This is a genomic window from Rothia kristinae NBRC 15354, from assembly GCF_001570865.1.
GTDB lineage: Bacteria > Actinomycetota > Actinomycetes > Actinomycetales > Micrococcaceae > Rothia > Rothia kristinae.
Genome location: NZ_BCSM01000007.1, coordinates 1 through 13716 on the forward strand (window position 1 = coordinate 1; position 13716 = coordinate 13716).

Sequence of the window (13716 nt, forward strand, 5' to 3'; positions counted from 1 at the left end):
CCGCCCACAGCGTGCTCGTGTTCCCCTGACCGCCGAAAGGGGCTAGTTTGGAGACCATGACGACAGATCCCCGCACCGCGCTGACCCAGCTGACCGAAGCCCTGGAAGAGCACCTGAACGCGGTCGCCTCCCGCCGCGGGGACCAGGACCCGGCCGTGGATGCCGCCTATCTCGGCATCGCCGACGCCTTCGAGGTCTACGAGGACGCCCTCTACGTCACCTACGACGAGGTGACGCCCCTGGAGGTCTTCGTCGAGGACGATGATGAGGACGAAGAAGACGACGACGAGGACTTCGACGAGGAGGACCTCGAGGACGACGATGACGAGGACCCGGAGGGCGAGCTCGACTGAGCCCCTCGGGTGATCTGCGCCCCACCCGCCCCGGCGGATGGCGGCCATGCTGCGGCCCCGCCGCGCAGACGGTGTCTGCGCGGCGGGGCCGTTTCGGTAGAGTCAGCATCCGTGGCATGGTTACAAGCACTCATCCTCGGCCTGGTGCAGGGCCTGACGGAATTCCTCCCGATCTCCTCCTCGGGGCACATCAGCATCGTCGGGCAGCTGCTGCCCCATGACTCGGACCCCGGGGCCGCGTTCACCGCGATCACCCAGCTGGGCACCGAGACGGCCGTGCTGATCTTCTTCTGGCGCGACATCGTCCGGATCATCACCCGGTGGTTCGGATCCCTGCGCGGCACCGTCCCCCGCTCCGACCCCGACGCTCGGATGGGCTGGTACGTGATCCTGGGCTCCCTGCCCATCGGCATCCTCGGGCTGCTGCTGCAGGACTACATCGACACCGAGTTCCGCAGCCTGTGGATCACGGCGACCATGCTCGTCGTCTTCGGCGTGTTCCTGGGGCTGGCGGACCGGGTCGGCCGGGAGCAGCTGCGCCTGAGCGACCTGAACCTGCGCGATGGCGTGCTCTACGGCTTCGCGCAGGCCCTGGCCCTGATCCCGGGGGTCTCCCGCTCCGGCGGGACCATCACCGCCGGCCTGCTCATGGGGTACACCCGCCAGGCCGCGGCCCGCTACTCCTTCCTCCTCGCGATCCCCGCGGTGTTCCTGTCCGGCCTGTACAAATTCGCCAAGTCCATCGGCGACGGCTTCGACGCCTACTACACGGCGGGCCCGACCCTGCTGGCCACCGTGGTCGCCTTCGGCGTCGGCTACGTCATGATCGGCTGGTTCCTGAAGTACGTCAGCTCCCACAGCTACACGCTGTTCGTGTGGTACCGGATCGGCCTCGGCGCGCTGGTCTTCGTGCTGCTGGGCACCGGCGTGCTCGTGCCCTGATCCCCGCCGCATCCCCCGCATCCGCACCGGGATCCGACGCCGCGGCGTCGGATCCCACCCGACGAAAGGCGCCCGCCATGAAGTCCTGGACCGCGACCCCCTGGACCCCGCTGCCCGGTCACGCGCCGGCCCCCACCCTGTACGACACCCGCCTCGCCCGGACCGAGGCCCTCCCGGAGGCCCCGGCCGCGGGCCTGTACGTGTGCGGCATCACCCCCTACGATGCGACCCACATGGGACACGCCGCGACCTACGTGGCCTTCGACCTCCTGCACCGCGCCCTGCGCGACGCCGGGCAGGAAGTCACCTACGTGCAGAACGTCACCGACGTGGACGACCCGCTGCTGGAGCGGGCCGAAGCCACCGGGGTGGACTGGCGGGAGCTGGCCGCCGAGCAGACCGAGCTGTTCCGCACGGACATGCGCGCCCTGAACGTGCTGCCGCCGGCCCACTACATCGGCGCGACCGAAGCCGTGGAGTGGATCGTGCCGTGGGTCGAGGCGATGCTGCAGCGGGGCACCGCCTACCGCGTGCCCGGCGGCCCCGACGAGCACGGGGTCCCCCAGCCGGACGGGGACGTGTACTTCGACGTGCGCGCCGCCGCGGACACCGAGCACGATCCCGCCCGGTGGTTCCTCGGGCGGGTCAGCGGATACACCGAGGAGCAGATGCGCCCGCTGTTCGCCGAGCGCGGCGGGGATCCGCAGCGCCCGGGCAAGCGCGACCCCTTCGACCCCCTGCTGTGGCGGGTCCACCGCGACGGCGAGCCGTCCTGGGACGGCGCCGCCCTGGGGCGGGGCCGCCCCGGCTGGCACATCGAGTGCACCGTGATCGCCGACCGCTTCCTGGGCATGCCCTACACCGTGCAGGGCGGCGGCTCCGACCTGCGCTTCCCCCACCACGAGATGGGCGCCGGGCACGCCTTCGCCGTGACCGGGCAGGAGATGGCCCTGCGCTACGCCCACACCGGGATGGTGGGGCTGGACGGGGAGAAGATGTCCAAGTCCCGGGGCAACCTGGTGCTGGTCTCCACCCTGCGCCAGCGCGGGGAGGACCCGCGGGCCATCCGCCTGGCCATCCTCGCCCACCACTACCGGGAGGACTGGTTCTGGACCGACGAGCTGCTGGAGCGCTCCCGCGAGCGCCTGCGCACTTGGCGCCAGGCTCTGCAGGCGGCCCGCGAGGCCGAACTGACCGGCCCTCGGGAGGGCGAGGCCGAAGCCGACGAGTCGCCGGCGCGTCGGCTGCTGCGCCAGGTGCGGGAGCGGCTCGGCGATGACCTCGACGCTCCCGGGGCGCTGCGCGCGGTGGACGCCTGGGCGGATCAGGCCCTGCGCGGCGAGGGCGCGGGCCAGGCCGGTCTGGTCCGGGACCTGATCGCCGCCCGCCTCGGCGTCGCCCTCTGAGCGCCGTGGCACCGCAGCGGGGAGCCGAACGCGGGGTGCGGACTCCCGTGGTGCGGGTCTCCGGCTCGTGGTTCCTGCTGACCGGGCTGATCGTCGTCGGCTACGGCGGCTACCTGCACCAGCGCCTGCCGTGGCTCGGCGCCCGGGCCTATCTGGCGGCCCTGGCCTTCGCCGTGCTGCTGGGCCTGTCCGTGCTGGTCCACGAGCTCGCCCACGCCGGGGCTGCCCGGGCCTTCGGCTGGCAGGTGCGGGAGATCCGGCTGACCCTGATGGGCGGGCACACGGCCTTCGAGGCCGCGCGGGAGGCCCCCGGGCGCTCCGCCCTGGTCAGCCTCGCCGGGCCCGCCGCGAACCTCGTGCTGGCCCTGCTGGGGGCGATCCTGCTGGGGAGTCTGGACCCCGGCGGCCTGCCGCGGCTGGTCGTGGAGCTGGTCACGACCGCCAACCTGCTGGTCGGGGCCTTCAATCTCCTGCCCGGTCTGCCGCTGGACGGCGGGCACGCCGTCGCCGCCCTGATCTGGCGGATCAGCGGATCCCGCCGGGCCGGGGTGCGCACCGCGGCGGTCCTCGGCGGGCTCGTGGCCGCGGCCCTGGTGCTGCGCCTGCTCCTGCCCGGACGGGCGGCGGGGGTGACGGAGCTGGTCATCACGTTCCTGCTCGCGGTCTTCCTCCTCGACGGGGCCCGCCGGGCCGTGCTGGCCCAGCGCACCCGCGACCGGCTCGCCCCGCTGCGCGCGGGGGACCTGGCCCGTCCGCTGCGCGTGCTGGATCCCCGGGACCCCGTCTCCCGGGCCCTGCGGCTGCAGGAGGGCGTGCCGCCGGACGGCGCGCCCGCCCCGGTCCTGGTGGTCGCCGCGGGTCCCGAGGCCCTGGGCGTGGTCGACGCCCAGGCCCTGGGTCGCGTGGCCGAGGCGGGTGCGGTCTCGACGCCGGTCGAGGCGGTGCTGCGCCGCGCGCCGTTCGGCCCTGCCGTCGCCGCCGACCTGGCGGGGGAGGAGCTGGTGCGCACCGCCCAGGCGCTGCCCGGCGGGTGGTGGCCGGTCACGGGGCTGCCCGCTCCCGCGATCCTGGCCGAGGAGGACGTGCGCCGGGCCGTGACCGGGGCCCTGGCCGCCGGCTCCCGCTCCCGCGGCGCATGAGATACTGGCAGCTGCCCGGAGCTCGTGCTCCGGGGAGAGCTGACCCCGACCAGGAGCAGGTGCCCCGCCCATGACCCCCAGCCCCGAGAATCCCACGCACCCGGCCGACGCTGCGGACGAGGCGCGGAAGGGCCCGGCTGCCCCCGCCGAGCCGGTGGGGGCGGCGCGCCGCCGAGGCCCGCTGCGCCCGGGGGAGCGGGTGCAGCTCACCGACGAGCGGGGCAGGATGAGCACCATCACCCTGGTCGAGGATGGGCAGTTCCACACCCACCGCGGCGTGCTGCACCACGAGCAGCTGATCGGGCGGCCCGAGGGCATCGTCGTGGAGAACTCCGCGGGCTTCCGGTACCAGGCGCTGCGTCCGCTGCTGAAGGACTTCGTGCTGTCCATGCCGCGCGGGGCCGCGGTGGTCTACCCCAAGGACGCCGGGCAGATCATCACCATGGCGGACATCTTCCCCGGGGCCCGGGTCATCGAGGCCGGGGTCGGCTCCGGGGCCCTGAGCATCTCGCTGCTGCGCGCGGTCGGGGAGGCCGGGCACCTGCGCTCCTTCGAGCGGCGCGAGGAGTTCGCCGAGATCGCCCGAGGCAACGTTGAGACGATGTTCGGCGGGCCCCACCCGGCCTGGGAGCTGACTCTCGGGGACCTCGCCGAGGCCCTCGGGGAGCACGAGCAGCCCGGGACCGTGGATCGGGCCGTGTTGGACATGCTGGCCCCCTGGGAGTGCCTGGACGCCGTCGCCACGGCCCTGGCCCCGGGCGGGGTGCTGATCTGCTACGTCGCGACCGTCACCCAGCTCTCGCGCACCGCGGAGGCGATGCGCGCCGATGGCCGCTTCACCGAGCCGGAGTCCTTCGAGACCATGGTCCGGGGCTGGCATGTGGAGGGGCTGGCGGTGCGCCCGGACCACCGGATGGTCGCGCACACCGGCTTCCTCATCAGCGCCCGGCGCCTGGCCGACGGCGAGCAGCGCCTGGCTCCGAAGCGGCGGGCCTCCAAGACCGACTACACCGCGGAGGACCTGGAGGCCTGGACCCCGCAGGCCCTGGGGGAGCGGGCGGTCTCGGACCGGAAGCTGCGTCGGGCCGCCCGCGATGCCCGCTCCCTGGCCCGCCACGCCGCCGGAGAGGCGGACGAGGACTAGCCGCATCCCGGCGCAACGGATTCGGCCCGGTGCGCCCGGTGGTGAGATGCTGAGAGGCATGTCCACCGCCGAGAATCCCCCCGCCGACCGAGAGCGCGAGCGGCTGCGTCGCGAGGCCGCAGGACTGCGCCAGCAGCGGCTGAGCCTGGACCGCGCCCTGCGCGAGGCCATGGCCCGCAACGAGCGGCTCACCGGAACCCTGCGCACCGCCCAGGACGACATCCGCCGGCTGCGCCAGGCCCTGGCCCAGGAGCTCGAGGCCCCGATGAACGAGGCGCTGGTGCTGCGGGTGAACCCGCCGGTGCGCGCGGGGGCGCTGACCCAGGAGGCCGAGACCCCGGCGATCCTGACCCAGGCCAGCCTGGACGTGCTGCTGGGCGGGCGCCGGATGCGGGTGCCGGTCAGCCTCCTGCTGGACCCGGAGCAGCTGCGCCCCGGGATGGTCGTGCTGCTCACCGAGTCCGCGGGGGCCTGCGCGAACCTCGGCTACCGGCTCTCCGGGGAGATCGCCACAGTCCGGGAGATCCTGGACGAGGACCGCCTCGTGGTGGGCACCGGACAGTCCACCCAGGCCGTGGCCCGTCGATCCGGGCTGCTGGCCGAGGTCCCGCTGGGCATCGGCGACGCGGTGGCCTGGGATCCGGCGGCGGGCCTGGCCCTGTGCACCGTGCCCAAGACCGAGGCCGAGGAGCTGGTCCTGGAGGAGACCCCGGAGACGACCTTCGCGGACATCGGGGGGCTCTCCGCGCAGATCGAGCAGATCCGCGACGCCGTCGAGTTGCCGTTCCTGCATCCCGAGCTGTACCGCGAGCACCATCTGAAGGCCCCCAAGGGGATCCTGCTCTACGGCCCGCCCGGCAACGGCAAGACCCTGATCGCCAAGGCCGTGGCCCGCTCCCTGGCCCAGCGGATGGAGGCCGCCGCCGGCGGGGCCGATGTGCGGGGGTATTTCCTCAACGTCAAGGGCCCGGAGCTGCTGGACAAGTTCGTGGGAGAGACCGAGCGCCAGATCCGGGCGATCTTCTCCCGCGCCCGGGACAAGGCCGACGCCGGCAGCCCCGTGGTGATCTTCTTCGACGAGATGGAGTCCCTGTTCCGCACCCGAGGGGCCGGGCGCTCCTCGGACGTGGAGACCACCATCGTCCCGCAGCTGCTCGCCGAGATCGACGGCGTCGAGGCGCTGGATAACGTCATCGTCATCGGGGCCACCAACCGGGAGGACATGATCGATCCGGCCGTGCTGCGCCCCGGCCGCCTGGACGTGAAGGTGCGGGTGGACCGCCCGGACCGGGAGGGCTCGGCCCAGATCCTCGGACTCTACGTGACCACCGAGCTGCCACTGGACGCGCAGGAGGTGCGCGCCCACGGCGGGGACCGGGCGGCCGCCGTCGCGGCGATGATCGAGACCACCGCCGAGGAGATCTTCGCCCGGGACGAGCGGCACCGGTACCTGGACGCGATCCTCGCCGACGGCCACCGGATCCCGGCGCACTGGGGGGATTTCGTCTCCGGGGCGCTGCTGCGCAACGTCGTGGATCGGGCCAAGAAGCACGCGATCAAGGAGTACCTGGAGACCGGGGAGAAGGGCCTGGCCACCCGGCACCTGGTGCGCAGCGCGGCCGAGGAGTTCGCCCAGCAGCGCGACGCCGCCTCCCGGGCGGATGTGGAGGACTGGCTCAAGAGCCTCGGGCACTCCGTGGCCCTGCAGGGGCTGGAGCGGCCCGCGGCGGCGTCGGGGGAGGGGCGCTCGTGATCTTCACCCGGCCCATGGGCTCCGAGACCGAGTTCGGGGTCAGCTGCCCGACGCGCCCCGGCGCCCACGAGACCATCCTGTCCGCGCTGGTCGTCGACTCCTACCCGGATGCGGCCCGGGACGCGGGCTGGGACTACGCCGGGGAGACGCCGCTGCGCGATGCCCGCGGCGGGCGGATGGAGGAGGAGCAGGCCCACCCGAGCCAGCTGACCCACCGCAGCCGGGTGCTCACCAGCCAGGACGTGGCCCGGGAGCTGATCGCCGATTCCCCGCAGGCCGCGGATCCGCGGTTCTGGGAGCGGGCCGCGATGAACCGCGTGCTGCCGGACGGCGCGCGCTTCTACGTGGATCACGCCCACCCGGAGTACTCCGCCCCGGAGACCACCCACCCGTGGGAGGCGCTGGTGCGCGACGCCGCCGGAGACCTCATCGCCGGCCGGGCGGCCCAGGCGGTGCCCGCCCGCTACGGCGCCTCCTGGCCGGATCCGGTGGTGCTGCACAAGAACAACACGGACAACAAAGCTGTGTCCTACGGCTACCACGAGAACTACCTCGTGCCCCGCCGCATCGACTTCTCCCGCATCGCCGCGGTCATGATCCCCTTCCTGGCCACCCGCCCCGTCCTGGCCGGGGCCGGGCGGGCCGGACTCGGGGCGCAGGGCGTGCGCCCCGGCTTCCAGATCAGCCAGCGCGCGGACTTCTTCGAGCGCACCATCGGCCTGGAGACCACCATCCGGCGTCCCCTGGTCAACACCCGGGACGAGCCCCACGCCGATGCCGCCCGGTGGCGGCGCCTGCACGTGATCCCCGGGGACGCCACCCTCTCCCACACCTCCACGCTGCTGAAGTTCGCCTCCACCGCGGCCGTGCTCACCCTCATCGAGCACGACGCAGCCCCGGCCCTGGAGCTGGCCGCCCCCGTGCATGCCATGCAGCTCATCTCCCGGGACCCCTCGCTGACCACCCGCGTGGAGCTGACCGACGGGCGGCGCCTGACGGGTCTGGAGATCCAGCGGATCTACGCAGAGGCCTCCCGCGAGCGCGCGGAGGCCCTGGGCGCTCTGCAGCCGCGGGACGAGGAGATCTTCCGGATCTGGTTCGAGGTGCTGGATGGGCTCGCGCGGGATCCGCTGAGCCAGGCGGATCGCCTGGACTGGGTCGCCAAGTACGCCCTGATCCGCGGTTACGCCCAGCGCGGCATCGACGTCGGGCACCCGAAGGTGCAGGCCCTGGACCTGCAGTACGCGGATCTGCGCCCGGAGCGCAGCCTGTACGCCAAGCTGGTCGCCCTGGGTCGGATGCGCACCCTGGTGCCGCAGGAGCGGATCGAGGAGGCGGTGCGCACGCCCCCGGAGGACACCCGCGCGTGGCTGCGGGGTCGGCTGATCGTCCTCTGGCCGGATCAGGTGCACTCGGCCGGCTGGGAGGTGCTGGCGCTGCGCGACCCGGACACCGATCGGGTGCACCGCTGGGTCGTTGATGACCCGCTGCGCGGGACCCGGGCCGAGACCGAGCACGTGCTGGAGACCTCACCGAGCGCCGTGGCGGCCCTGCGTAGACTCGGGATGCAGACCCTGGGCTGAGCAGGCCCGCGACCCCGGAGGAGAGGACAGATCGAGATGGCGCAGTTCCGCGACGCCGCGCAGCAGCGGCAGACCGAGACCGGTACCGAGACGGACCAGGAGCTGCTGGGCGCCGCGCGCCCGGTGGATCAGCAGCTGGTGAGCGAATCCGATGACATCCTCGACGAGATCGACAGCGTCCTGGAGGAGAACGCCGAGGACTACGTGCGCGGCTTCGTGCAGAAGGGCGGCCAGTAGGCCCCATGCGCAGCAGGATCTTCGGCGTCGAGACCGAGTTCGGCCTCCGCTTCGCCCCGGACGGGCTGGGGCAGCTGGCTCCCGAGGAGGCCGCCCGCGTGCTGTTCCGGCCCGTGGTGGAGTGGGGGCGGTCCTCCAACGTGTTCCTCGGCAACGGCGCGCGGCTGTACCTCGACGTCGGTTCCCACCCGGAGTACGCGACGGCCGAGTGCGCGAGCCTGACCGATCTGGTCCGTCAGGACAAGGCCGGCGAGCGGATCTTCGAGGATCTCGCCGAGCAGGCCGAGGACGCGCTGGCGCTGAGGGACCGTCCGGGCCGGCTGCACCTGTTCAAGAACAACGTGGACTCGGCCGGGAACTCCTACGGCTCGCACGAGAACTACCTGATCTCCCGGCGCGTGGAGTTCCCACGGCTGGTGCGCCACCTGGTGCCGTTCCTGGTGACCCGGCAGCTGGTGGTCGGCGCGGGCCGACTGCATCCCCCGGGCTCCGCGGCCGCCGTGCAGGCCGGCCGGGAGGGCGGGTCCTACTCCTTCTCCCAGCGCGCGGACCACGTCTGGGAGGCGGCCTCCTCGGCGACCACCCGCTCCCGGCCCCTGATCAACACCCGGGACGAGCCGCACGCGGATCCCTCGGCCTACCGGCGCCTGCACGTGATCGTGGGGGACTCCAACATGTCCGAGACCACCCTGCTGGCGCGGGCGGGCATGACGGATCTGATGCTGCGGATGATCGAGCACCGGGTGGGCCTGCCGGATCTGCAGCTGCGCCACCCCGGGCAGGCCCTGCGCGCGGTCTCCCACGACCCCACGGGTGCCGCCGAGGTGGAGCTGGCCGACGGGCGCCGGCTCAGCGGGCTGCAGCTGCAGCGGATCTGCCTGGAGGCCGCCGCGGACTTCCTCGATGCCCAGGGCTCGGACCGCCCGGAGACCGACGTCGTGATGGACCTGTGGGAGCGCACGCTGGAGGCGATCGAGACCCAGGACATCTCCGGGATCGACACGGAGATCGACTGGGCCATCAAGCGCCGGCTGATGGAGCGGGTCTCACGGGGCCACGGCCTGGATCCCGCCGACCCGCGCCTGGCGCAGGTGGACCTGGCCTACCACGACATCAACCGCTCCCGGGGGCTGTTCCACCTCCTGCAGCGGCGGGGCCTGACCCGGCGGTGGGTCACGGAGGAGCAGATCGCCCAGTCCATCGCCGAGGGTCCGCGGACCCGGGCCCGGGTGCGCGGCGGATTCATCCGCGCCGCCCGCGAGGCCGGCCAGGACTTCACGGTCGACTGGGTGCACCTGAAGATCAACCAGCGTCCCGACCTCTCCCACGTGTGCCAGGATCCCTTCGCGGCCAGCGACCCGGCCGTCGAGGAGACCGTGCGCACCCTGGTGGGTCGCCGGGCTCCGGCAGACCCGCCCGAGGATCAGGCCGGCGTCCCGCTGGTCTAGTCCGGCGCAGGGTGCGCCCCGGCGCATGTACTAGAGTCGGGCACGCATCCACCGGTGAGGCACCGCGAAGACCACCGATCCCGTCAGCGAGGAAAGAATCCCAGTGCGCAAACCCCTCAAGCTCTCCGCCGCCGCGGCCATCCTGGCCCTGGCCCTGACCGGCTGCGGCCAGCACGCGATGGACTCCATCGACTACACGGACAAGGGAGCGGACAAGGCCCCCGAGGTCAGCTTCCAGACCCCGTTCAAGGTCGACGACGCGACCACCAAGGTCCTCAAGGAAGGCGACGGCGCCGACGTCGATCCGGGGGACACCGTCATCGTCAACGCCGCGCTGTACAACGGCGAGGACGGCAAGGAGGTGCAGGACACCTACCAGAGCCAGCAGCCGATGACCGTCGTGCTCAACGACGACGTGAAGGACAAGCTGCCCGAGCTCTACGACGCGCTGGTCAACGCCAAGGTCGGCACGACCTTCGCCTTCGCCCAGGCCCCGGATGAGGCGAAGACCGGCTCGAAGGACGCCTCCGTGCTGGAGGTCTACACCGTGTCCGAGAAGATCCTGGACCACGCCGAGGGCGATGAGGTCAAGGACCTGCCCTCCGGGCTGCCCAGCGTGAAGATCGAGGACGACGGCCCGAAGATCACGATCCCGAAGGACACCGAGCAGCCCACCGAGCTGACCGCCCAGAACCTCATCAACGGCTCCGGCACGGAGGTCAAGGCCACGGACACCGTGTTCGTGAAGTACGCCGGGGTGAAGTGGTCCGACGGCAAGCAGTTCGACTCCAACTGGACGAAGGACCCGACCAGCTTCGCCCTGGACCAGGTCATCGCCGGATGGAAGGACGGGCTGAAGGGCAAGCACGTCGGGGATCGGGTGGAGCTGGTGGTCCCGGCGGACCAGGCCTACGGCACCGACGAGGAGGTCAAGGGCACGAAGAACCCGGGCGGGGCCCTGGTCTTCGTGGTGGACATCCTCGGCACCCAGCCCACCCCGAAGCAGACCACACCCTCCCCGAGCCCCTCCGGACAGGCCTCCTCGGCCCCCGCCTCGGCGGCTCCTTCGGCCTCGGCCGAGAGCAAGTGAGCATCCCACCCCGACGACGATAAGGAGCATCCCATGTCCTTCGGCCAGCGCACCCTGGATCGAACCAAGCCCGAGATCGACTTCCCCGAGGGCCCGGCGCCCACCGAGCTGGTGGTCACCGACCTCATCGAAGGCGCCGGGCAGGCCGCGCAGCGCGGCGACACCGTCAGCTGCCACTACGTCGGCGTCACCTTCTCCGGCGGGGAGGAGTTCGACGCCTCCTGGAACCGCGGGGAGCCGCTGCGATTCACCGTGGGCGTCGGGCAGGTCATCGAAGGGTGGGACCAGGGCCTGCTCGGGATGCGGGTGGGCGGACGCCGCCGCCTGGAGATCCCGGCGCAGCAGGCCTACGGTGAGCGCGGGGCCGGCGGGGTGATCGGACCGAACGAGGCGCTGATCTTCGTCGTCGATCTGGTCGACGCCCGCTGAGCGGCACCGCCGTCGTGGGGCACAGATCCGCCGCGCGCCAGAGGCGGCGCCGATGAGCAGCACCGTGCCGGCCGGGGTCTCCGAGCGTCTGCTGGCCCTGTACGCCTTCCTGATCACCCGGGAGCTTCCCGCGGACCGAGCCAGGATCCGCGAGGCCATCCAGGACTACCGGCAGGCCCCGAGCGAGGAGGCCTTCGAGCGCAGCTTCGAGCGGGACAAGGCGGCCCTGCGCGCCGTCGGTCTCCCCCTGCGCACTGTGCACCGAGCCGATGGCCCGGCCTACGTCCTGGATCAGGACGGGCTGTGGCTGCCCCGGCTGAGTCTCAGCGCACGCCAGCGGCTCTTCCTGGGCCTCGCCTCCCGACTGTGGGAGGAACCGGAGCTGGTGCGCGAGGGCGACCAGGCCCTGCGCCGCCTCCGGGTGCTGACCCCCGAGGCCGCTTCGGACCGAGAGGCCGAGGCCGAGCTCCCCGGGCCCGCGGAGTCCGGGCCGGTGACCGACATCCCCGATGAAGACCCGGTGACCACGGCGCGCCTGGATCGCCTCGAGGTGCGGCTGAGCTCCGCCCCGGGGCTGGACCAGGTGCTGGATGCCCTGGCGCTGGGCGAGGACCTGCGCTTCACCTACCGCGGCGCCCTGGAACTGACCGGGCGGGAGCGACGGATGCGCCCGTGGGGCCTGGGCCAGCGCTTCGGGCACTGGTACGTCCACGGCTGGGATCCGCAGCGGCGGGCGCCCCGGCTGTTCCGGCTCTCGCGCATGGCCCAGCTGCGGAGGGCCCCCGCCCAGGGGCGGTCCGTCCCGACGGACCTGGACCTGTCGGCCGTGCTGGACGGCATCACCGAGGTCTCCGGGCCTCGTGCCGTGCTGCGCGCACCGGCCGCCCTCGCTCCGCTGGTGCGGGACTGGATCGAGGAGGGCCTGGCGCTGCGGGCGGATCCGGAGACCCCGATCACACCGGAGGACGGGGTTCCTGTGCGGATCCTCGACGTGCTGGAGCTGGCTCGCTGCCTGGCCGAAGCCGACGGCGCCGTCACCGTGGAGTCCCCGGAGCTGGGAACACGAGGCCTGGAGGCGGTGCGAACCCGGGCCCGACATCTGGTGGACGCGGCGCAGGACCGACGCGAGCTGATCCGCCGGGCCCGGGCGGAGGGCCGGGTACGCACCCGCCCGGTCCGCCGCAGCCCGGAGCGGGAGAGCCGCTACGCCCGGTTCGCCCGCCTGGCTGATCTGATCGTGCGCCTGTCCGAGGTCCCGGGGGCGGAGGTCTCGCAGCTGGCCGAGGAGTTCGGGGTGGATCGCCGCAGGATCGTGAAGGACCTGGAGATCCTGGCCGACGCGGGCGACGCCGTGGGGGACGGTGCCGACCTGCGGGTCGAAGCGCACGAGGACGACGTGCGCCTGAGCCTGAGCACCCGCCTGGCCGGCCCGGTGCGCCTGGGGCCCCAGCAGACCCTGCGACTGCTGCTGGGCACCCGCCTGCTGGCCGAGCTGCTGCCCGACCACGACGCCGAGCTCGGCGAGCTCGCCCTGATGCTCGCCCGCACGCTGCCGCGCCCGGACGAGGCGGCCGCCCCCGTACCGGCCCTGTCCGTGCGTCTGGAGGAGGACCTCAGTCGGCTCGCCGGACGCCTGCGGGAGGCCGCCCGCACGGGGGGACGGGTCCGGCTGGATTACCGCTCCCGGGGCGATGACCGACCGCGGGAGCGGCTGCTCCAGCCCCTGGCGGTCGAATCCCGGCGAGGCATCTGGTACCTGCGGGCCCGAGACCTCGCCCGGGATCAGGAGCGCACCTACCGGCTGGACGCGGTGCACGGCGTGCACGACGCCGGCCCCGGCCGGCCCGGGGAGCCGGATCTCCCGGCCACGGAGCCGGAGGAAGCGCGGGCCCGGGTGCGGACGGGCGCAGCGGCGCAGGCGAGCATGCTGCTGTGGGTGCACCCCGACGTCGAGGCCGACGCGGCCCGGGAGCTGGGCGCGATCCGTGAGGCCGAGGTCCTCGCCCCGGCGGACCTGGCCCGGGCCGGGCTCTGGCGCATCCCCGTGCGCGATCCCGACCAGCTGCGCCGGGTCCTGCGCCGCCACGGCGGGCAGATGGCGGCCTGGGAGCAGATCCCCGACGTCACACCCGCCACCTGAGCCGCCCCGGAAGCGGGTATCCGGTGCTCGCCGCTGCGGTCCCGGCGCCCCT

12 protein-coding genes are annotated in these 13716 nt (G+C 73.2%); all 12 read left to right on the plus strand.

Annotated elements, in window-relative coordinates; translation table 11 throughout:
- The first annotated feature begins 56 nt into the window (after positions 1-56).
- The 12 genes from KKR01S_RS05485 to KKR01S_RS05540 all read left to right on the plus strand — a co-directional run bounded on the left by KKR01S_RS05485 (position 57) and on the right by KKR01S_RS05540 (position 13664).
- The gene (locus tag KKR01S_RS05485) at positions 57-353 is read left to right on the plus strand and encodes a hypothetical protein (protein ID WP_058731591.1); all 297 of its coding nucleotides are present in this window, start codon (positions 57-59) and stop codon (positions 351-353) included.
- Between the two features lie 111 nt (positions 354-464).
- The gene (locus tag KKR01S_RS05490; protein WP_058731592.1) at positions 465-1295 is read left to right on the plus strand and encodes an undecaprenyl-diphosphate phosphatase; all 831 of its coding nucleotides are present in this window, start codon (positions 465-467) and stop codon (positions 1293-1295) included.
- 77 nt (positions 1296-1372) lie between these two features.
- Positions 1373-2701, plus strand: coding sequence for a cysteine--1-D-myo-inosityl 2-amino-2-deoxy-alpha-D-glucopyranoside ligase (mshC, locus tag KKR01S_RS05495; RefSeq protein WP_061225504.1), 1329 nt, complete (start codon positions 1373-1375; stop codon positions 2699-2701).
- A 5-nt stretch (positions 2702-2706) separates the two neighbouring features.
- On the plus strand, positions 2707-3840 hold the full coding sequence (locus KKR01S_RS05500) for a site-2 protease family protein (protein WP_131800587.1): 1134 nt from the start codon (positions 2707-2709) through the stop codon (positions 3838-3840).
- 70 nt (positions 3841-3910) lie between these two features.
- Complete coding sequence (locus tag KKR01S_RS05505) at positions 3911-4984, plus strand: tRNA (adenine-N1)-methyltransferase (protein WP_081046162.1); 1074 nt, start codon at positions 3911-3913, stop codon at positions 4982-4984.
- A gap of 58 nt (positions 4985-5042) precedes the next feature.
- Entirely contained in the window at positions 5043-6737 is a 1695-nt protein-coding gene (arc, locus tag KKR01S_RS05510; RefSeq protein ID WP_058731723.1) for a proteasome ATPase, read from the plus strand.
- The gene (dop, locus tag KKR01S_RS05515) at positions 6734-8320 is read left to right on the plus strand and encodes a depupylase/deamidase Dop (RefSeq protein ID WP_224799498.1); all 1587 of its coding nucleotides are present in this window, start codon (positions 6734-6736) and stop codon (positions 8318-8320) included. The genes arc and dop overlap by 4 nt, the downstream gene beginning before the upstream one ends.
- A 36-nt stretch (positions 8321-8356) precedes the next feature.
- Positions 8357-8557 carry a ubiquitin-like protein Pup gene (locus KKR01S_RS05520; protein ID WP_058731722.1) on the plus strand — a complete coding sequence of 67 codons (201 nt, stop codon included), beginning with the start codon at positions 8357-8359 and terminating at the stop codon, positions 8555-8557.
- A gap of 5 nt (positions 8558-8562) precedes the next feature.
- A complete protein-coding gene (gene pafA, locus KKR01S_RS05525) occupies positions 8563-10005 on the plus strand; it encodes a Pup--protein ligase (protein ID WP_058731721.1) in 1443 nt (480 codons plus the stop codon).
- A 103-nt stretch (positions 10006-10108) separates the two neighbouring features.
- The gene (locus KKR01S_RS05530) at positions 10109-11095 is read left to right on the plus strand and encodes an FKBP-type peptidyl-prolyl cis-trans isomerase (RefSeq protein ID WP_058743676.1); all 987 of its coding nucleotides are present in this window, start codon (positions 10109-10111) and stop codon (positions 11093-11095) included.
- Positions 11096-11128: 33 nt separating this feature from the next.
- Positions 11129-11524, plus strand: coding sequence for an FKBP-type peptidyl-prolyl cis-trans isomerase (locus KKR01S_RS05535; RefSeq protein ID WP_058730879.1), 396 nt, complete (start codon positions 11129-11131; stop codon positions 11522-11524).
- Between the two features lie 52 nt (positions 11525-11576).
- Positions 11577-13664, plus strand: coding sequence for a helix-turn-helix transcriptional regulator (locus KKR01S_RS05540; protein ID WP_058730878.1), 2088 nt, complete (start codon positions 11577-11579; stop codon positions 13662-13664).
- The last annotated feature ends 52 nt before the right edge of the window (positions 13665-13716 follow it).